16 protein-coding genes, 1 tRNA gene and 1 pseudogene are annotated in these 18,938 nt (G+C 62.0%); 10 read left to right on the top strand and 8 right to left on the bottom strand.

Features of this window, described 5'->3' with window-relative positions; genetic code table 11:
• Positions 1 to 66: 66 nt before the first annotated feature.
• On the top strand, positions 67 to 564 hold the full coding sequence (locus tag BSP239C_RS17185) for a DUF456 domain-containing protein (protein WP_101574572.1): 498 nt from the start codon (positions 67 to 69) through the stop codon (positions 562 to 564).
• Between the two features lie 261 nt (positions 565 to 825).
• On the opposite strand, the gene serC is transcribed toward BSP239C_RS17185, so the two are convergent.
• Complete coding sequence (serC, locus tag BSP239C_RS17180; RefSeq protein WP_101574593.1) at positions 826 to 1,983, bottom strand: phosphoserine transaminase; 1,158 nt, start codon at positions 1,981 to 1,983, stop codon at positions 826 to 828.
• Positions 1,984 to 2,140: 157 nt separating this feature from the next.
• Between serC and pdxH the strand changes: the two genes are divergently transcribed.
• The 5 genes from pdxH (at position 2,141) to BSP239C_RS17155 (ending at position 7,197) form a co-directional block, all read left to right on the top strand.
• Complete coding sequence (pdxH, locus tag BSP239C_RS17175) at positions 2,141 to 2,812, top strand: pyridoxamine 5'-phosphate oxidase (protein ID WP_101574571.1); 672 nt, start codon at positions 2,141 to 2,143, stop codon at positions 2,810 to 2,812.
• Between the two features lie 245 nt (positions 2,813 to 3,057).
• Positions 3,058 to 3,744 carry a metal-dependent transcriptional regulator gene (locus BSP239C_RS17170; RefSeq protein WP_101574570.1) on the top strand — a complete coding sequence of 229 codons (687 nt, stop codon included), beginning with the start codon at positions 3,058 to 3,060 and terminating at the stop codon, positions 3,742 to 3,744.
• Between the two features lie 471 nt (positions 3,745 to 4,215).
• On the top strand, positions 4,216 to 5,037 hold the full coding sequence (locus BSP239C_RS17165; RefSeq protein WP_101574569.1) for a C40 family peptidase: 822 nt from the start codon (positions 4,216 to 4,218) through the stop codon (positions 5,035 to 5,037).
• Positions 5,038 to 5,490: 453 nt separating this feature from the next.
• A complete protein-coding gene (locus tag BSP239C_RS17160; RefSeq protein WP_101574568.1) occupies positions 5,491 to 5,991 on the top strand; it encodes an HNH endonuclease in 501 nt (166 codons plus the stop codon).
• A gap of 141 nt (positions 5,992 to 6,132) precedes the next feature.
• The gene (locus BSP239C_RS17155) at positions 6,133 to 7,197 is read left to right on the top strand and encodes a universal stress protein (protein ID WP_101574567.1); all 1,065 of its coding nucleotides are present in this window, start codon (positions 6,133 to 6,135) and stop codon (positions 7,195 to 7,197) included.
• An 87-nt stretch (positions 7,198 to 7,284) separates the two neighbouring features.
• Here BSP239C_RS17155 and BSP239C_RS17150 read toward each other — a convergent pair whose 3' ends face one another.
• The 3 genes from BSP239C_RS17150 to BSP239C_RS17140 all read right to left on the bottom strand — a co-directional run bounded on the left by BSP239C_RS17150 (position 7,285) and on the right by BSP239C_RS17140 (position 9,984).
• Positions 7,285 to 7,905 (bottom strand): carboxylesterase, encoded by a 621-nt coding sequence (locus tag BSP239C_RS17150; RefSeq protein ID WP_101574566.1) that lies wholly within the window; start codon positions 7,903 to 7,905, stop codon positions 7,285 to 7,287.
• Between the two features lie 104 nt (positions 7,906 to 8,009).
• Positions 8,010 to 9,536, bottom strand: coding sequence for a hypothetical protein (locus BSP239C_RS17145; protein ID WP_101574565.1), 1,527 nt, complete (start codon positions 9,534 to 9,536; stop codon positions 8,010 to 8,012).
• Positions 9,537 to 9,908: 372 nt separating this feature from the next.
• A tRNA-Arg gene (locus tag BSP239C_RS17140) sits at positions 9,909 to 9,984 on the bottom strand.
• 107 nt (positions 9,985 to 10,091) lie between these two features.
• On the opposite strand from BSP239C_RS17140, the gene BSP239C_RS17135 reads away from it, so the two are divergent.
• Positions 10,092 to 14,879 carry a DUF4011 domain-containing protein gene (locus BSP239C_RS17135; protein WP_101574564.1) on the top strand — a complete coding sequence of 1,596 codons (4,788 nt, stop codon included), beginning with the start codon at positions 10,092 to 10,094 and terminating at the stop codon, positions 14,877 to 14,879.
• Complete coding sequence (locus BSP239C_RS17130) at positions 14,872 to 15,111, top strand: hypothetical protein (protein WP_101574563.1); 240 nt, start codon at positions 14,872 to 14,874, stop codon at positions 15,109 to 15,111. Before BSP239C_RS17135 ends, BSP239C_RS17130 begins: the two co-directional genes overlap by 8 nt.
• Before the next feature lie 189 nt (positions 15,112 to 15,300).
• On the opposite strand, the gene mscL is transcribed toward BSP239C_RS17130, so the two are convergent.
• Together mscL and BSP239C_RS17120 are read right to left on the bottom strand one after the other, a co-directional pair.
• Positions 15,301 to 15,777: a large conductance mechanosensitive channel protein MscL gene (gene mscL, locus BSP239C_RS17125; protein ID WP_101574562.1), complete on the bottom strand. Its 477-nt coding sequence runs from the start codon at positions 15,775 to 15,777 to the stop codon at positions 15,301 to 15,303.
• A gap of 239 nt (positions 15,778 to 16,016) precedes the next feature.
• Complete coding sequence (locus tag BSP239C_RS17120; RefSeq protein ID WP_101574561.1) at positions 16,017 to 16,646, bottom strand: SAF domain-containing protein; 630 nt, start codon at positions 16,644 to 16,646, stop codon at positions 16,017 to 16,019.
• 146 nt (positions 16,647 to 16,792) lie between these two features.
• Between BSP239C_RS17120 and BSP239C_RS21300 the strand changes: the two genes are divergently transcribed.
• Positions 16,793 to 16,993 carry a hypothetical protein gene (locus BSP239C_RS21300; RefSeq protein WP_308298078.1) on the top strand — a complete coding sequence of 67 codons (201 nt, stop codon included), beginning with the start codon at positions 16,793 to 16,795 and terminating at the stop codon, positions 16,991 to 16,993.
• A 14-nt stretch (positions 16,994 to 17,007) separates the two neighbouring features.
• Here BSP239C_RS21300 and BSP239C_RS21295 read toward each other — a convergent pair.
• Positions 17,008 to 17,148, bottom strand: a pseudogene (locus tag BSP239C_RS21295) (FmdB family zinc ribbon protein); the annotation flags it as partial.
• Positions 17,149 to 17,317: 169 nt separating this feature from the next.
• Complete coding sequence (locus BSP239C_RS17110; RefSeq protein WP_101574559.1) at positions 17,318 to 17,974, bottom strand: 5-formyltetrahydrofolate cyclo-ligase; 657 nt, start codon at positions 17,972 to 17,974, stop codon at positions 17,318 to 17,320.
• A gap of 41 nt (positions 17,975 to 18,015) precedes the next feature.
• On the opposite strand from BSP239C_RS17110, the gene galU reads away from it, so the two are divergent.
• The gene (galU, locus tag BSP239C_RS17105; RefSeq protein ID WP_101574558.1) at positions 18,016 to 18,918 is read left to right on the top strand and encodes a UTP--glucose-1-phosphate uridylyltransferase GalU; all 903 of its coding nucleotides are present in this window, start codon (positions 18,016 to 18,018) and stop codon (positions 18,916 to 18,918) included.
• The last annotated feature ends 20 nt before the right edge of the window (positions 18,919 to 18,938 follow it).

Here is an 18,938-nt window from a genome sequence, read left to right as displayed (position 1 = left end):
GTAACTGAGCGGCTAGGGAACTAGGCAACAAACAACTGAGCAGCACAGCAACAGATCGGACAGACAGTGAACGCGGACATTCTCACCTCGGTGCTGGTCGGGCTGGCTATCCTGGTCGGCTGCCTCGGCATCATCCTTCCCGTCCTGCCGGGATCCATCCTCATCGCCATCGGCGTGCTGGTGTGGGCGATCGTCATCGGGGGACCGATGGCCTGGATCATCTTCGCCGTCGTCGCAGTGTTCGTCGCCGGCGGGATGAGTGCTTCCCTGGTGCTCACGGGCAGAAAACTCAAGGAGATGGCCGTCCCCAACCGGTCCGTGCTGTTGGCCGGTGTCCTCGGCATCATCGGATTCTTCGTGATTCCCGTCGTGGGACTGCCGATCGGCTTCATCGCCGGGCTCTACCTCGCCGAACACACCCGGCTTCACGATGCCAAGGAAGCGTGGGCCTCCAGCTGGGGATCACTCAAGGCGATCGGCATCGGCACCGCCATCGAGTTCGTGCTCGCCTTGCTGGCCGCCATCACCTTCGGAATCGGAAACCTCATCCACTTCCTCGGCTGAGGACACTCAGACGCGCACCGCGCCACGCACCGGTGCTCGCAAGTCCTCCAGTTAGCTGCTTTGCCGACAGGCAGTTGAGCACCCCGCACCGTCCGTGCCGAAGACAACCCGGGCAACAGGTCGTTTCGGTGCTGACGGTGCGGGGTGCTCGATGTACTGGCTCAGAAGGTCGTTAGCCGACAATGTCGTTAGCCCAGAAGGTTGCTGGCCCAGAGCCTCGCCGGCCGAGAAGACTCCTCGGCCGGCGTCAGTGACGCGACTTCAGGCCAGGGCGTCGATGACGAAGTCGATGCTGGCCAGCAGCGCCTTGACGTCCTCGGGATCGACAGAGACGAACGTAGCGATGCGCAGCTGGTTGCGGCCCAGCTTGCGGTAGGGCTCGACGTCGACGATGCCGTTGTTGCGCAGCACCGAGGCGACGAGGGCCGCGTCGACCGAATCGTCGAAGTCGATGGTGGTCACGACCGACGAGCGATCCTCAGGGTTCTCAACGTAGGGATGAGCCACCTCGGCGGCATGGGCCCAGTCGTAGACGTAACCGGAGGTCTCACGGGTCCGGGCAGTAGCCCACTCGAGACCACCATTGCCGTTGATCCATTCGATCTGCTCGGCCAGGAGCACCAAGGTCGCCACCGCAGGAGTGTTGTAGGTCTGGTCCTTACGCGAATTCTCGATCGCGGTCACGAGATCCAACGACGCGGGAATCCAGCGGCCGGAGTCCTTGATCTCCTGCGCGCGGGCGATGGCCTTCGGCGACATGATCGCCACCCATAGGCCGCCGTCGGAGCCCATGTTCTTCTGCGGTGCGAAGTAGTAGACGTCGGTCGCGGTGATCTCGACGGGCAGGCCGCCGGCACCGGATGTGGCGTCGATGACGACGAGCGCGTCATTGTCGATGCCTTCGGGGCGGGCGATCGTGGTGGCGACGCCGGTTGAGGTTTCGTTGTGCGGCCAGGCATAGACATCGGCCGCGACATCCGAATTTCCGGTCGCCTCGGCGAGGGACGCGGGGGAGGGGACGGCCGATGTGCCCGGTTCGGCCTTGACGATGAGGGAATCCTGCAGGTGAGGGGCCTCATCGGTGGCCTTCGCGAACTTCTGGCCGAACTCGCCGAAGGTGGCGTGTGCGGCCCGCTCGCGCACGAGTCCGAAGGTGGCGACGTCCCAGAAAGCGGTGGATCCGCCGTTGCCCAGGACAACCTCGTAGCCGGAGGGCAGGTTGAAGAGTTCGGCCAGGCCGGTGCGGATGCGACCGACCAGCTTCTTCACGGGTGCTTGGCGGTGGCTGGTGCCCAGCACATCGGTGGCGGCGGAGTTAAGCGCCTCGATCTGGGCTTTGCGGATGCGGGCCGGACCGGCTCCGAATCGTCCGTCGGCGGGCAGGAGTTCGTCTGGGATCGTTATATTCGTGGCAGTCACGCTCGACATTCTACGGCGCACCCATGTGTGACCGACGACCGGCATCGTCATGTTGAGACTTGTCACGCTCGGATCGAGTCGTGTTGGGCGGTCACGCGGGTGTGACTTGTGGGTTCATGGCCTGACGAGTGGCACCGGCTCGCCGTAGAGTGAAGGTATGAGTGAGCCAGTCGACCGATTGCCGCAGACCCGGAAGTCCTACGAGTCCCCGACCTTCGACCATCCGGAGGTCTCGCCGCTCGCGCTGTTTCGACAGTGGTACGACGAGGCCGCGGAGCATGTCCGCGAACCGAACGCGATGACGGTCTCCACCCTCGACGAATGGGGTCCGTCCTCGCGGATCGTCCTGCTCAAAGGCATCGACGAGTCCGGGTTCATGTTCTTCACCGACTACGACTCCGCCAAGGGGTGTCAGCTGCGTGCCGATCCCCGAGTGGCCGTGAACTTCCCCTGGCAGGACATGGAACGTCAGGTCAGGATCCGGGGCCTCGCCGAGGTGGCCGCCACCGAGGACTCGGACGCGTACTTCGCTGTCCGTCCCCATGGATCCCAGATCGCGGCCAGCGTCTCGAAGCAGTCCCAGATCGTCGGCAGCCGCGAACAGATGCAGGCAGAATACGATGCTGCCGTTGCAGAGTACGCGGACAAGGATGTGCCCCGGCCTGAGCATTGGGGTGGGTTCCGAGTTCGTGTCTTCGAGATCGAGTTCTGGCAGGGACAGAAGAACCGCTTCCACGACCGATGGGCATTCCGACGTGCCGATGGCAGCCACGAACCTGCCGATCTGTCGCAGGCGACCGAGTGGAACCCTGTTCGTCTTTACCCATGATCTGAACGGCCCCTGGGCTGGTACACCTTGGAGAAATATTCGGTTCACTGCCAGTGTTGAGCGGGACAGGCAAAGGTATGATCGATGGGCCGACCGGGGAGTTCGCCGAGCATGAGCCGACGGGCAGCAGACGTCGACGTCGCTTGAAGGCACGAGATCGGCTGTACGCGAGATAGGATTGATGCTGAGAACGCCTGAAATGGTCGAATGGGCCTGAAGACGAAGAGTGGAGTGGCTGGTCTTAAGTGAACGACCTCATTGATACAACTGAGATGTACCTCAAGTCGATCATCGAGCTTGAGGAGCAGTCGATCGTGCCGCTGCGCGCCCGGATCGCCGAACGTTTGGATCACTCCGGTCCCACCGTTTCACAGACCGTGGCGAGAATGGAGCGCGACGGACTTCTGCATGTGAGCAACGACCGTCACCTGGAGCTGACAGCCGAGGGTCGTCGGATCGCCACCGAAGTGATGCGCAAACACCGTCTGGCCGAACGGCTCCTCGCCGATGTCGTCGGACTCGAATGGGAACTCGTCCACGACGAAGCATGCCGCTGGGAGCATGTGATGAGCGAGCAGGTCGAACGCAAACTCATCGCTCTGCTTCCAGAGACGGCCTCAGGCCCGTACGGCAACCCGATCCCCGGTCTCGACGTGATCGGCGGAAAGCTGGCGCCAGGCACTGAGGTTGTCGATCTGGCGACCGCTGTGGCTCGCGACGGGGCGAAGGAGCTGCGGATCGCTTGGCTGGCAGAACCCCTGCAAGTCGACATCCACCTCCTGCAGCAGTTCCAGGTCGCTGGTGTCCTGCCCGACAGTGATGTCGAGATCTCACGCAACGGCGAGTACATCACGGTTCAGGTCCCCGGGGCACAGGACGTGCTCGATCTGCCATTGGACACAGCCTCACACGTGTTCGCCTACAAGAAGTAAAAGAAGTAAAAGAAGTAAGCCTTCAAGGAATAGTCCTGCTCTGAAGGGCGGGGCGTCTTTGAGGAGCGAGTCGCATCTGCATGATCTCTGCGAAGACAGTCCCGTCACCACCGAAGACAGTCCGGTCACGACCGAAGGTCTCGAACAGGATCGATTTGTTATAAAACGTTTGGTGGGCACGGCCCAGGGAGTGGAATTTCACCCCCTGGGCCGTGTCGTATTACGAGCAAATGTTACGAATATTTCCATCCCTATAGGGGGTCTGACCTGGAGTGTTATGGAAAACCTCAGGGATGACCTCCGTGGTTCGTGACAGAAACGTGACAATCGGTGACCGATTGGTTACAGTTGTGGAGGTCGTTCACGAAAGTGACGACTTTGCATCGAGAGCCGAACGCCACGCTCGATGCAAAATCTCTGAGGACCGAGAGTGGCGGTTGGGATTCTTCCAATAGGTGACGAGAGGGAAACGTGGCAATTAAGCAGCATGGCCGCCGCGCCGCTGAAGCCAAGGTCAAGACCCCATTGACCGAGCTGACCGAAATCCTGAATGCCAACTCCGCCGTCTTCGGACGCCGTGCAGCCGTTGTTGCTGCCAGCGGTGGTCTGCTCACCGCAGCAGTCCTTCCAGCAGCAGGACAGGGAGCCGACGACAACGTCGCAGTCTCCGCCGAGTCAGAAGCTCACACGCAGGTTGAATACCAGAACCAGACGGCCACCGTCAATGCTGCTGACGAGTCCAAGGACAAGGACAAGAAGCAGGATTCCTCCTTCAACGCCGACGTCCAGACCGTCACCGCCAAGGCTGCTCCGAAACCAGCGCCTAAGCCAAAACCCGTTGAGGCCGCCGAAGACACTTCAGGCGACTCATCCGATTCCGCAACAGCCGGTTCCTCAGATTCCGGTGACAAGAGCAAAGACTCCGGCTCCGATGATGCCGGCTCGATCGACGGCTCCAAGGCCGAGCAGGTCATGGGCTGGGCAGCCAAAGGCGTCGGAACCCCATACGTCTACGGTGGAACCTCGCAGAGCGGCTGGGACTGCTCCGGTTACACCGCCTGGGTCTACAGCAAGGTCGGTGTGAACCTGCCTCGCAGCTCAGGTGCACAGAAGGCTGCCGGCAAGGTCGTCTCGCAGTCTGAAGCCAAGCCCGGTGACCTCATCTGGCACCCCGGCCACGTCGGCATCTACGCCGGTGGCGGACAGATGTACGATGCCGGTTCCCCAGGTTCAGGCACCTCGAAGCGCAGCTACAGCTGGATGGGCAACGTCACCTTCATCCGCGTTCTCTGATTTAGTTCACACCAAAACTCCCCGCCTGACTCGACGGTCCTCGAATCAGGCGGGGAGTTTTTGCGTCTCTTGCTTGTCTGAAGTTCCCATCTCCTGTTTTGCGGTGCTCCCCTTCGCAGATTGGGTGGACGTTCCTTCCCGGAGGGCAGGAAGCGGTGTCCACCGCCCGCTCAGGTGAACGGCGAGGAAAGAATCCGTGACGCGAGCGATATGAATTCGGTCACAGGGGAGGGTTGGCGTTAGTCTTATAAAGATTGAGTTGGCGTAAGTGATGGGAAATCAGATGGGCCACAGTCGCATAGGACGAATATCCGCTCCAGTTACTGGCGCGGAGTACATATCTGTGTCTGTCCCTTCTTTCAAGGCGTTGTGCTGCGGCACGGCGCCTTTTGCGTTTCCCGGGTCCGTGTCGATCGACCGGGTCCGCACTCACATGAAGATGAGGGGCGGGATATGAAGACTCTCGTGCTGAATGCCGGATATGAACCACTGTCGATCGTTCCGTTCACCAGGGCAGTGGTCCTAGTGCTCACGGGGAAGGCGACGGTCCTGGCCGCTGAGGATGTTCCGGTGAGATCTGAGCACCTGAACCTCGACCAGCCATCGGTCATTCTGCTCACCCGCTATGTCAGGCCGCCCCACAACCGCCGGGTCTCGCTCTCTCGGCGGGGCGTGCTGCGCCGGGATAACCACCGTTGCGCGTACTGCGCGAAGCCTGCGACGACGGTCGATCATGTCGTTCCGCGTTCACGCGGTGGGGTCAACAGTTGGGAGAACCTCGTTGCCTGCTGCCGTGAGTGCAACAACCGCAAGGGAAACAGGACGCTGGCCGAGATCGGGTGGAAGCTCAGCTTCCAGCCCAGGGAGCCGCGGACCGGGCAGTTCTGGATGCGCGGGGTTGAGAAACCGGTCGAACAATGGCGCCCATTTCTGGAACTCTCCCAGGCTGCCTGAAGCGACACCCTTCCAGGCCACCGGAGCAATGTCCGCACTATGGCCCATTTCCGATAACGATGTGACATAGGCGGAGGCCTTGCCCTGATTCTGATTTAGGGTGGACACGAGAGTAGTTCGCTTCAAGATGAGGAGCTTGCGATGAACGAGCAAGACCGAACCCCGAACGCCGATGCAGCACCTGCGGGGGAGCCTGACGCTGTTGTCGTCGGCATCGACGGTTCGCCACCCAGCCGCAATGCTCTGGCGTGGGCAATCCAGGAAGCGAGGTCGCTGAGCAAGCCGATCCGTCTGGTCGGGGCCTACACGATCCCCAGCGTGGCTGCAGCCGCGATCGACGTCTCCTACGTTCCGATCGATGACACGTCGATCCGGGCGGCAGTGACGAATACCCTCAAAGAAGCCGCCGCCGAGGTGAAGGCGGCCGGCGTGCCGGTCGAAGCCGTGATCGAAATCGGCGACGCCGCCGGTGTCCTCATCGACGAATCGAAGTCGGGAAGCCTGGCCGTTGTCGGTTCCCGCGGTCGAGGCGGATTCGCTGGGCGTCTGCTCGGCACTGTGTCCAGCGCCCTCCCGGCTCACTCCGCGTGCCCAACTGTCGTCGTGCCCGCCTCGTGGCAGTCTGATGTGGAGAAGACCGCGCACCCCACATCCTCACGACCGATCCGACAGGACGGCATCGTCGTCGAAGAGCCTGACCCCAATGTTGAAGCCATCGAAGGGCTGCGCTTCGACGGCAAGGTCGTCGTCGGTGTCGATTCGCTCGGCGCAGAGTCTCCGGCATTGTGGAAGGCAGCTCGACTGGCCGTGCGCCGAGGGTCGCCGTTGCACATCGTTGCCGTCATCACGACGACCGTGATCGGCCCCGAATGGCTGCCAAGCACCGCCGACCTCGAGCGGCTTGTCAACGAAGGCGCCGATAAGCTCGTCGTGGCCAAACAGCACCTGCAGGCCGAGTTCCCGAACCTCGATGTCACCTGGACTCTGTTCGACGGCCAGCCCGCCGAGGTGCTCGTCCGTGCCTCTGACACCGCCGAGGTGCTTGTCATCGGTTCTCGTGGCCGTGGAGGCTTCGCAGGGTTGCTTCTCGGTTCGACCTCGCAGTCTGTGCTCCCGTACTCACAGTGCCCGACCATGGTCGTTCGTGTCACTCGCGACCACAACAAGCGTCGACACGACGGGGATACTCCCGAACCAGGGCTGTGACGTGGGTGGCGGCGTCGGATCAGCGATACTTGCTCAAGTCGGTCTGTGGATGTCGCGTAGGTCGGTTCGGGACCGTCCGTTGAGCTGCTAGTTCGCGACGGCCTCGATGACGACATTGTCAGCTGAACGACCGGAGGCGCGCTGCAGACAGGTGAGGATGACGAGGCGGCCAGGTTCATCGGCCCACACGCGATCATCTCCGGAGATGTCCGTCTTGGACACAGTGTAGGAGTCGGTCACCGTGTAGTCGCGGTCTTGGAGAGTGACCGACTCGCCCGTCTCGACAGCCGCCGTGCCTGCATCGACATCGATGAGTGTGTTCCCTGGCAGCTCGGCACCTTGCACGGAGTGAATGGCAACGTAGGTGGTGCCGCGTTCGGGGTGGTCAGGGGTGCCGTGATTGCGCACCACATAGCCGTTGTGAAGCCCCGGGGGATTGATCGCGCCATTGACTTCGGTCATGGATTCCAGCCCGGTATCCAGACCCACTGACGGGACCTGGAAGTCTCCGTCGAGGGCTTCGATCTGCATATCCTCTACCTCGGCCTTGTCTGGGGGCTCTTCCAGCTGGATCTGAGCGTCGTCCTCGACGGTGCTCTGTTCATCAGAGAATCCCTGGACGAGCATCCATGCCCCTGCGCAGATAAGTGCGATGATGACGACAGTGACCGGGAAGGACCACCAGCTGCGCAGTATGCGTGGCGTCATGCTTTCCTTTCATATGCCGGTGGCGGCCACTGCAGCAGTGACCGCCACCGAGTCATGACCGAATCCTCGAGTCTTGAGTGATTCCTCGAATCATGAGTGAAACTTCAGCCCCTCGTCGTGCGACGACGCAGTGCACCAATGATGAGCGCACCCGCAGCGGTCAACAGTCCGATGCCGCCGACAAGGTTCCAGTTGGGACCACCGTCGGTCGAATCAACGTAGGCCCCCGTCTTCACGACTGGATGATCGTCTGGCTTCTCAGCCTCGGGGATGGTGATTGCCACGGTCTCCGAGGGCACACCGTACTCATGCGAGAAGGCCTCGTTTGAACCGGAGGCAGGAGCCGAGGCCACGAATGTCACCGACTTCTCCTTGCCGGGTTCCACGAAGTCAGCATCGAGTGCGAGCTTCTCGGTCTCGAAGTCGGCGGTGCCGTCTTCACCGCAAGTGACGTCGGGAGTGAAGGTCTCGAGCAGTTCAGCGTCCTCGGGGACGGACTTGGACTGAGCGATGGTGCCGTCTTCGGCATACACATCGACCTTGGCATCGTCGATGGTTTCGCCCGGTGCACAGTGGTCCAGGCGAACCTTGTCAGTGACCGTGGCTGGAAGGTCGGTGATTTCGTTGACCGAGACCTGCGAAGACACCTCCGGCGTGTAGAGGCCCTGGTAGGAATCGGATGCCTCGGCCGTAGTCTCCTGACCCTCAATGACACCCTGCAGGCTTGTGCGATCATAATCATCGGCGTCGAAGTCTTTGGGATCCCACTGGGTCACTGAACCGGTGGGCAGGCCCGAGAACGTCACGGACACAGATGCGTCGGGGACGTCGTCGGCGAAGTCGAGGGACACCTCGACCGGTTCTTCCCCGGAGGTGATGTCCGTGGTTTCAGCCTCGGCACCGTCGACAGAGAGCTCACCCTCAAATCCGGGAACCTCGACACCTTCGGAGTTGACCAGCGAGACGGTTGCCGTCGACGAGTCCGCATCGATGCTGACTTCGGCTTCGTAGGTGCCGTTGCCCGCATACTTTGCGGCTTCGTCACCCATGAGTGCCGAGAGGTCGTAGGCATCGGGAAGCACATCATCGGAGAACTTCTCAGCGCCGATGTCCTTGAGATTCTGAGAGTCCTCGTTCCACCCGATTCCATCGGTGACTTCTTCGAGACTGCGGTCGTCGAGAATGTCACGGTGGTCGATTTCCTCAGAGCTGTGCACATGCTCGCTGATGGCCATGTCATGGGCCATCTGACTGGCCTGGTCGCTGCGGGGTTCGTCCCATTTTGCGAGGATATAGGCCAGCTCGGGAGCCTCGACGGAGGATTTGCCACCCTCGTCGTAGCCGTTGCCCATGGGTTGGGTCAGGCCTCGGTCGATGCACCAGACCCGATTGCCGGAGAGAACGCCGGACGAGGGGATATAGGCCCCGTACATGGTGGCGTTGTCGATGCCGCCCTGGTTGTCCGTCTCAGGGTTGGTGGTGACTCCGGTGAAATCCGGTTCGCCCTCGTACGCGCTGAGCTGGGGACCGAGTTCAGGTGCAGCCGTTGCTGGTGAGGCAAGGAGAGTGCTCCCGGCGATCAATGCAATCGTTGTGCCGACTACGGGCAGTCGTCTGCGGAGGTGCCGCATATTGTGGTTCCTTCCTGGGTGCGTTCCGTGGTGTCGGCCGTCGACTCCACGAACGTAGATACAGAGGACATGCCCTCTCTCGCTCCCACCAGGTCAGTATAGGGAAAACAAGGATAGTTGTCTCATTTTGCGGCAAGGGAGTATGCTTCAGGGTTCAGCTACGGGCGTCTTACCAGTGAAAATACCGTCGGGCGCGGCTCGTTGTCCTGGGAAGAGGCTCGATGAGAGTAGGGTCAATCGTGCGAACAGACCTCAAAGGTGAGGGAGCGTGGGAGTCGAAAAGGAACTGGCGAGCGGGGGCTGCAAGCCGGTATTCAGTATTGCGCTGGGTGATTCCGTTGCGCCTGAATGGGCTCTGGTCAATGTCTGCTGTGGCGCCCCCGGGCAGATTCGAACTGCCGGCACCCGCTTTAGGAGAGCGGTGCTCTATCCCCTGAGCTACGGGGGCGGTGTGGTCTTCTTCAGCCACGACCACCCAGTGTAGCGTAGAAGAAACCTAGATGTTTCACGGTGTGCCAGCACCTATTATGTGAAGTTTCTCGTTAGGGTCGAATTGTGCCAGATTCCGTTGTTGACGATCAGTTCCCAGAACTCGACGATGTCTACGTCGAGTGGAAACAGCAGGCTGCCCACCTGGGTGGTCGCGACACCATGCTCCATTTCCGGGATTCGCGTGATGGCAGCATTGATCTTTCCGGAGCTCACCCGTCTGGTCTAGCCCAGCTTCTGGCCGGTCGGGCCACCCGGCTCTCCAGCCTGGTCCGCGACCATGAGGTCCTCGCCGACGCACGCCGTCGTGCGAAATCGATCCGGTCGAAGGCAGAGCAGCTCGACAATGAACGCGGAATTCAGGCTGCGCACTTGGCGATCGGCTTCGCCTCGTGGACGGAAAAAGACTCCAAGTACAAGTTCAACGCCCCCGTCGTGATGCGCCATGTCACGCTTGTTCCCCGCGGCTCCCGCGTCGAGGACTTCGAGATCGTGCTGGGCGACGGGATCATGATCAACCCTGCCCTGGTCCAGCACCTGTCCGAGGTCTATGACCTCGATGTTCCCGTCGACGAATGGGTCGACGCGACAGGCGGACCGCACGGCTTCGATCCGGGGCCAGCTCTCGACCGTCTCCGCGACCTCGCACAGTCGGTGCCCGGATTGCGCATCAACCATCGCTTCGTCGTATCAACGTTCGCGAACATTGCGAGCCCATTCACCACTGACTACCTGCCCACACAGCACCCGATCCTCAGAGCTCTCGCCGGAGACGAAGACGTCCGGCGTGTGCTCGGCGGCCCTTCCTACTCTCCGGCTCCGCGGCAGCCCGCGCGCCAGGAAGACGCATCTGGTGCCGATAGGCAGGTTTCTGATAAGCAGGCAGCCGTCGAACTGAACAGCTCTGAGCTGAACGCCGATGTTGACGACGAGTTCTCTCAGCCGACGGTGCCGATCACCGACGGCTCCCTGCCCGGGGACTCCAGGACCCTGCCCGACGACTCAGCAGAAGAGACCTCAGTAGGCGGTGCTGCCAGCGATAGCAGCGCGCAGTCGGATCAGAACACCGACGACGCTGCCACCATCGGCAAAGAGAAGACCACGTCGGGTGCCGCTGACGGCAAGGAATCAGACTCCGTAACGTCAGACACCACATCGTCAGCGGCAGAGGCTGACGCTCCTGCCTCCAAGGCCCCAGAATTTCAGAGTTCAGAGTCCGCAGCGGACGCGGACAGCTCCGCAGACCCGGAAGCTGTCGACTCCGACGAAGACGATGTCGTTCCTGCCGCGCTCAAGGAACCCGTCACCCCTCTCCCTGATCGCAAACCTCAGGAAGAGTTCCTCGTCATCGATGTTGACGGTGACCAGCAGGCCGTCGTCGACGCGGCCGTGTCAGGGCAATCCGTCGTCGTCGACACCCCTCCCGGCACTGGTGCCACCCAGGTCGCCGTCGCTGTGGCCACAACCCTGGCCCACACAGGCAAGAGCGTGCTTTTCCTGGCACAGACCGCTGACGCGCTCGACGACTTCTCCTCCCGCCTCGGCGAGGTTGGACTCTCGGAATTCGCAGTCGACACTCGCCAGGGCACCGGCGGGATTCGGGACCAGCTCGTCGGTCTCATCGGTTCGGCTGAAAAGGCTGAACGGCCCGACCTGACCGGGCTGCTCAACGAACTCAACGAACAGCGCGAGATTCTGAACGAACATGTCTCCTCACTGCACCGTCGGCGTGAACCCTGGGACGTTTCCGTCTACGAGACGATGCAGCACCTGGCGGAGCTGACCTCCGGCGACGATTCTCCGCAGACACCTGTGCGATTCGGTGAAGATCTCCTCGAATCCAGCGACGACCGTCGCGAGGCACTGCGTGGAAAGCTCAGCGAGCTGGCCTCGTTGGGAGCCTTCACCCTCGATGTGGAGGACACCGTCTGGTTCGGAGCGGACCTCAAGTCCGTCGAAGAGGCCGAAGCCGCACGAACCGTCGCCGAGCGTCTTGGTCGAACCATCCCTGATCTGGTCAAGGCTGTCGAACCGGTCCTGTCCAAAGCCAAGCTGAACCCCCGCCGCAACCTCAACGACTGGTCGCGTGCGATCAAGGTGCTGCTACGGGTGCGCACGACCCTCGACAACTTCGCCCCTGACATCTACGACCACCGACTCGACGATCTCATTGCCGCGACGGGAACCGCAGAATACCGTTCCGAGGTCGGCGTTGAGATGGGCATGCTTCAGCGCAAGCGCCAGAAGAAGTCTGCAAACGAGTTCCTGCGTCCCGGCGCCAATGTCACGGACCTGCACTCGTCGCTGATCGATGTCCGGTCCCAGCGCATCGTGCTCCAGGACCTCGCCGGTCATGACGGTCGTCCGCAGATCCCACGCGGTGTCCTCGAAGCCGATGAGATCTTGCAAGAGGTTGAGGCCGACATTGCCAAGATCGCACCTATTCTCGAGACCACCCCCGATGGCGGCGAACTGGGCTCAATGCTCATCGAAGAGCTGCAGGCACGGACCGAAGCCATGGGACGTGACTCGGAGAACCTCGCCGAACTACCCGAGCGCTCTCGTATTCAGCGCGAGCTGACTGACGAGGGCCTGTCTGATCTGCTCACCGATCTGCGTCGTCGCAAGGTCGACACCACGCTCGTAGGACCGGAGTTCGACCTGGCCTACTGGGCATCGGTCCTGCAGCGGATGGCCAGCGAGGATCCACAGGTGGGCCGTCACGATGGTGCCGCACTGCACCAAGTGGCCGAAGGCTTCGCCGAAAACGACCGTGCCTTCGTCGCTGCCGGCGCAGGTCGACTGCGATACAACCATGCGCAGGCCTGGAAGCGTGGCATCGACAACGACCCGATCTCCGCCGGAGTCATCAAGCAGGAACTGCTCTCCCCGCACACCTCTGTGCAGACCATGTCCACGCGTGCCCCCGAGCTGCTGACGACCCTTGCCCCGGTCTGGATGGCCAGTCCGTACACGGTGCCGGAACTGTTCTCGGCTCTGCCGCTCTTCGACGCTGTCGTCATCGCCGATGCGGGCCGTCTTTCGGTCCCTGACGTGGTTCCAGCCATCACCCGTGCCAGGCAGGTCGTCTCGCTTGGAGATTCCCGACTGCTCGGTCCACGACCTTTCTCGATCGCCGTCGATCGTTGGGGAATGGATGATGGGAATCATCCGAGCTCAGTCCAGGAGCACCTCGGCGAGTTCCTGCCTCGAATGGAACTGTCGAACTCCTACCGCCAGTCACCGGTCGGGCTCATCGATCTGGCGAATCGGCACTTCTACGATTCGACGATCACGACGATGCCGACCGCACACACCGGCGAAGGCACCGGACTCGAGTTCTCCTACGTGGCAGACGGCAGAGGCCCGACGGACATCGGCACGGGTCGTGTCGAGAGTCCTGACGCTGAGGTCAAACGGGTCGTCGAACTCGTACTCAGGCACGCACGAAACCGTTCGCGGGAGTCCTTGGCCGTCGTTGCACTCACCGCGCATCACGCTCAGCGCGTCGCCACTTCGATCGGACGGGCGATGAAGGATCTGCCCTATGTTGCAGCATTCTTCAACGATTCGAGCAAGGAACCCTTCGTGGTCACTGATGCCGAACGCGTGCAGGGGATGTCCCGCGATGCCGTGATCTTCACCTTCGGTTTCGGCCGGACCGTCCACGGTCGGGTCATCCACGACTTCGGCGCGCTGTCCGGTCCCGACGGGGAGCGGATCCTCGCGGCCACAATGACACGGGCGCGCAAACGACTCACCGTGGTCTCGAGCATCGAATCCGATGACTTCGACACGAACAAGCTCACCGGGGGAGCGGTCCTGCTCCCACGCCTGCTCGACGAAGTGGCCACCGGTGGTGTCCGACAGCCGGGCCCACACGGTGAGATCTACGATCCGCTCTTCAACGACATCGCCGATCGTCTGCTGCAGCTCGGCGTCGTCGCTCACGAACATTACAACGGCATCGATCTGGCCGTGGCGAACTCGACCGAGGACGAGCATGGAATGATCATCGCCGTCGCCGGAGACGGACCCGAATACGCTTCGGTGCGCAGCCTGCGCCAGCGTGACCGCGTCGTGCCCGAACAGTTGGCTCGTCGCGGGTGGAAGTTCATGCGCATGTGGTCCACCGATGCCTTCGTCGATCCTCAGTCAGAGACCGAGAAGATCTTCGATGCGTGGAAGTCCACGGTCGAGAAGATGAGCCCGCAGGCCGTCCTCAACGCGGCTCGTGCCGCCTCGGTCGTCGTCGGCCGCACCGGCAGCCGGCCCAAGCTGGTGCCGGGGCTGCCCATGCACAAATACTCGGACTCGGGTCTTGACGCAATGATCGACTGGGTTCAGTCCGATGCTGTCGTGCGCGGGGATGGCGAGATCAAGGATCTGCTCCGCACGGCACTGGCCCAGAAGGGCAGCTCCGGTCGCGGAGACTCCCAGCTGCAGGCGGCCGTGGACCGTTATCGTCAACGCCATGCACAGGCCAAACGCGTCACCGGCGCCGAGGTTCTGGTTCCCGAAGCAGATCAGCACAGCCCCATGGAGGACGAGGTCGTACCCACGTTCGACACGGGAAAGATCAGGGCTGACGAGCTGCGTCAGGCGGGTCTGATCGAGACCGCGAGCAATGACCAGGTGCCCAGCTCGGATGAACGGGAGACACCGGACGCGACACGGGCGGCCCAGGCCGGAACGTCCGAGCCCACCAGCGGTGTGCAGGATACGGTTTCCGCTGAGCAGGAAACGGCCTCAGGTGAGCAGGAGACAGTCGCCAGCGAGCAGGAGGCCGCGACGAAACGCCCGAGCGCGGCCGATGTCGAGCCCCGCACGGATCCACTGCACAGCGATGAGTGAAGACAGCCTCGGCGAACAACCGCCCGAGGGCGAGCACGCACATGACCCAGAACCCGCTGAAGGTGCAGCCGGTCAGGTGCCTGCTGAAGAGCATGAGACGGACCAGCAGAAGAAGGCGCGTCTGGACACGGCACTGCGGAAGTACCGGGCCACGCTGCGCAATGAGGCAGAGACCGGCAAAGGAGGCTTCAGCGCGGACTACTACAGATCGCAGAAGCCCCCGCACTGGTGACCGGTACTCAATGACTCGTCAGTTGCAGAGGTAGTGAGCGACTGAACCGAACGCTCACCAACAGAGCTGAACGCTTACCGACTAGGCCGAACGCCCACCGACTGAACCCGAGCGATACCGGTTGAGCTTGAGAACGACGAAGGCCCGCTTCCCCAAAGTGGAAACGGGCCTTTGCCGCACTCGCGCTAATCAGTGGCGTGGGGGCTCCGTCGGTTCGGTGTCGTCGAATGGACCGGCCGTGCTGGCTGGACCTTCGGCAGGACCACCAGCGGTGGTGGCCGCCTGTGTCCGGAGGATTTCGCGGATATCGCCGAGCAGATCCTCGGTGGTCGGAGGAACTTCTTCCTCCGGGGCTCCGCGCTTGCGCAGCTCGTTGAGCTTGTTCATCGGGACGATGATGATGAAGTAGACGACGGCGGCGACGATCAGGAAGTTGATCGCGGCCGTGATCACAGCGCCCAGATCAATTGTCGTCTCTTCGACGCCCGCCTTGACCCTGAAGGCCAGTGCCGGCCCTTCTGCGCCACCGACGGCGGCGATCAGCGGGTTGATGACCTTATCGGAGAAAGCCGTCACGATCCCTGTGAAGGCGCCGCCGATGATGACTGCGGTTGCGAGTTCGACGACATTCCCCTGGAGAATGAAGTCTCTGAAACCTTTAAGCATTAGAGGCACCCTTTCGGCGTATATGAAAACAATAATGCGGAGTGAACCACTTCTATTACGATTACATGATACACACGGGTAACTCGTCTACACGCGGTAGACATGCGATCTTTCTGCCACGAAGAAATCCCGGTTCGCCGGGTCTGAGTCGCGTGGTGAAGACCGCCGCTGAGTCAGCATGCAGCCCGCGTAAGGGCCGCGCGGCGTGGTTGGTGATCCAGCGCTGATTCAGCGCTGACTCAGCGGGGGAGGATTGCGAAGCTGATCGGCATCCCTGCGAATTCTGCGATCCGTTCAGCATCGCTCGATGACAATATCACCGAGACAAGCTGCCCTGATTCAGCAGAAATGCCGTCACCCTGGTCGACCAATCGGGCTATTGTCACTTCCTTCACCACTACGTCAGAACCCCCATCGGGGAGTGAGCTGAACAGGCGGATTCGCTGCCCCGGCTCCAGGAGCGCTGCCGAAGAGTCATCGGCCAAGCGCACGGGCATGAGGAGATCGGTACTGTCCTCTGGCAACGCCTGCTGGTCGAGGACCGCCGACTGAGTCACGGGTGACCCCTTGGACAAGCCTGCAGAGGTGCGCTTGTGATCGGCGTCCGAGACCGAAGTGAAGGCCTTTTCAGGGACGAGCCGTGTCGGAAATTCGACAACGGTCAGGTCCTGCGAGCGCAGCTCAGACCCCGGAGGCAGATTCCTGTTGGCGACGACGACGGCGGTTCCGCCCTGATCCGGGGTGAGGATCCAGACGACGAGCGCACATGCACACGCGAAGCAGACGGCGGCGACGACCCGCTGTGGTTTGATCCGTGAGGACCTCGACCACGTCGAGACTCGGTCTTTGATGCGGCGCATGATTCCCATGCCTATGAGCGTGCTGGTGCTCAGAGGCTGGGATCAAGGGAACAGACAAGGCCTGTGGACAGCTGATCTGTGTCCACAGGCGAAACGCACATGAGTGGGCGGTCAATCCACACGACCTCCGGCGAGAACGTGGACGGTGGAATCAGTTGGCGGAAGCGCTGCTGGCCGCCGGGGCACTCTTGGCCGGTGAGCTGGACGTCGACGAGGACGAATCCGATAAGCTCGACGATTCCGTTGCCGAACTGGATGAGCCTGATGAGTCCGAAGAGCTGGAAGAACTCGACGAATCGGATTTCGAGGAAGAGGAGACTGTGCTCGAATTGCTCGCGCGGGAGTCAGTGGCGTAGAAGCCGGAACCCTTGAAGCTGATCCCCACCGTGCCGAAGACCTTCTTCAGGCGTCCCTGGCACTCGGGGCAGATCGTGAGCGAGTCATCGCTGAAGTCTTGCTGAATATCAAAAGCATGACCACAGCTCTTGCAGGCGTAGGCGTAAACGGGCATTCGAGACCTTTCTTCGACGAGAAGATTATAGTCCACCGCGCTCACCCGCGAGTAACGCATGGGGTGAGGAGCCCAAGCGACCGGAATCTTGTCCACAGGCTCGTACACGCAAGTGGGCATCTGCGGCCCACACTCCAGCGTCTGCGGACCCCCACACCTGCGTCTCGGTTCAGTCGAAGGAGTGGACGCCATGATCGGTCACGGCACTGGTGATCTGCAGGTCCCAGGCTTCAACGGCAAGTCCGGGCAGACCGAGCTCGGTCGAGAAGCAGACCCCGAAGACCCAGCCCATGCGGTCTTCCCTCTCCATAGGCACCTCGCCCTGCGGGCCGAACGTGCGGTCATAGAAACCGCCGCCATTTCCCAAACGTGCGCCCTCGGGGCCGAACCCGAGGGCGGGGATGAACATAATGTCGGGGGCCACCTCGGCGAGGAGGTCAACGGCGGACAACGCGGGTGAGGGTTCACGAATTCCCCATTTCCCACGAGGCTCGAGGGTTGCCATGGATTCGGTGACAGCACCGAACATGAGTGGCTGACCGACGGTGGTGACAACGGGAAGGTAGACGGTTCCGCCATGGGCGAGGAACCGGTCGACAACCGGATCCATATCGGGTTCGCCGGCCAATGCGGCATAGGCGAGCATCGAACGTCCGTTGAGATCCAGATCTGGCCACAGGCTCTCGACCAGCGCCCAGGCGGACTCGGCCACCGAGGGCTCAGCCTCAACGCCTCGCGACTCGGGGGCCGTTGCGGCCCGAGCGGCGCGTTCGGAACGTATGCGTGCACGCAATTGCGCCTTTGAAGTTTCTGCATCCACGCCCATAAGCCTAATCGGAATCACTTCCAGTGGTTAAGATGAACGACATGAGTGATGAAACGCAGCGCACAGTGCGCAAGGCCGTGATCCCCGTGGCCGGTCTGGGCACCCGCTTCCTCCCCGCCACCAAGGCAACTCCCAAGGAGATGCTGCCCGTCGTAGACAAACCGGCCATCCAATACGTCGTCGAAGAAGCCGCCGATGCCGGGCTCCAGGACCTCCTCATGATCACCGGGCGCAACAAGCGACCCCTGGAGGACCACTTCGACCGTGTCGACGGGCTCGAAGCCGCACTGGCGAAGAAAGGCGACACACAGAAGCTCGCCGCGGTTCGTCACGCCTCCGAGCTTGCCGACATCCACTATGTGCGCCAAGGTGATCCGAAGGGCCTGGGCCACGCGGTGCTCAAGGGCCGCCAGCATGTGGGCCAGGAGCCGTTCGCGGTTCTGCTCGGCGATGACCTCATCGACGAACGCAGCCCGATCCTGCCGAAGATGATCGAGGTTGCGGAGAAGACCGGCGGCAGCGTCGTCGCGCTCATGGAAGTCCCGCCCGAGGCGATCCACCTCTACGGCTGCGCAGCCGTCGAGTCCACCTCCGATGACGAGGTCGTCAAGGTCACCGGTCTGGTCGAGAAGCCAGAACAGGGTGAAGCCCCATCGAATCTGGCCATCATCGGCCGTTATGTCCTCGCACCGGAGATCTTCGACGTCCTGGAGACCACCGAACCGGGCCGGGGCAACGAAATCCAGCTCACCGACGCCCTCCAGGTCCTCGCTGAACAGGATGGCGGCAATGGGGTCTACGGAGTCGTGTTCAAGGGCGCCCGCTATGACACGGGTGACAAGCTCGATTACCTCAAAGCTGTCGTGCAGATCGCCAGCGCCCGCGAGGATCTGGGCGCTGACCTCAACAGCTGGCTCAAGGAATACGTGGCAACGCTTCCCTGATCGCCTGTGGCAATGCCCCA

It is taken from the genome of Brevibacterium sp. 239c, assembly GCF_900169365.1.
Taxonomy (GTDB): Bacteria; Actinomycetota; Actinomycetes; order Actinomycetales; family Brevibacteriaceae; genus Brevibacterium.
Note: the sequence above shows the minus strand (reverse complement) of the source record. Positions and strands in the feature narration are given on the sequence as shown.

Excerpts from the sequence above, each read along its gene's own strand:
- BSP239C_RS17130 (WP_101574563.1), top strand. The coding sequence starts at position 14,872 with ATGAGTGAAGACAGCCTCGGCGAACAACCGCCCGAGGGCGAGCACGCA.
- BSP239C_RS17120 (WP_101574561.1), bottom strand. The coding sequence starts at position 16,646 with ATGGGAATCATGCGCCGCATCAAAGACCGAGTCTCGACGTGGTCGAGG.
- galU (WP_101574558.1), top strand. The coding sequence starts at position 18,016 with ATGAGTGATGAAACGCAGCGCACAGTGCGCAAGGCCGTGATCCCCGTG.
- mscL (WP_101574562.1), bottom strand. The coding sequence starts at position 15,777 with ATGCTTAAAGGTTTCAGAGACTTCATTCTCCAGGGGAATGTCGTCGAA.
- BSP239C_RS17150 (WP_101574566.1), bottom strand. The coding sequence starts at position 7,905 with ATGACGCCACGCATACTGCGCAGCTGGTGGTCCTTCCCGGTCACTGTC.
- pdxH (WP_101574571.1), top strand. The coding sequence starts at position 2,141 with ATGAGTGAGCCAGTCGACCGATTGCCGCAGACCCGGAAGTCCTACGAG.
- BSP239C_RS17160 (WP_101574568.1), top strand. The coding sequence starts at position 5,491 with ATGAAGACTCTCGTGCTGAATGCCGGATATGAACCACTGTCGATCGTT.
- BSP239C_RS17155 (WP_101574567.1), top strand. The coding sequence starts at position 6,133 with ATGAACGAGCAAGACCGAACCCCGAACGCCGATGCAGCACCTGCGGGG.
- BSP239C_RS17145 (WP_101574565.1), bottom strand. The coding sequence starts at position 9,536 with ATGCGGCACCTCCGCAGACGACTGCCCGTAGTCGGCACAACGATTGCA.
- BSP239C_RS17110 (WP_101574559.1), bottom strand. The coding sequence starts at position 17,974 with ATGGGCGTGGATGCAGAAACTTCAAAGGCGCAATTGCGTGCACGCATA.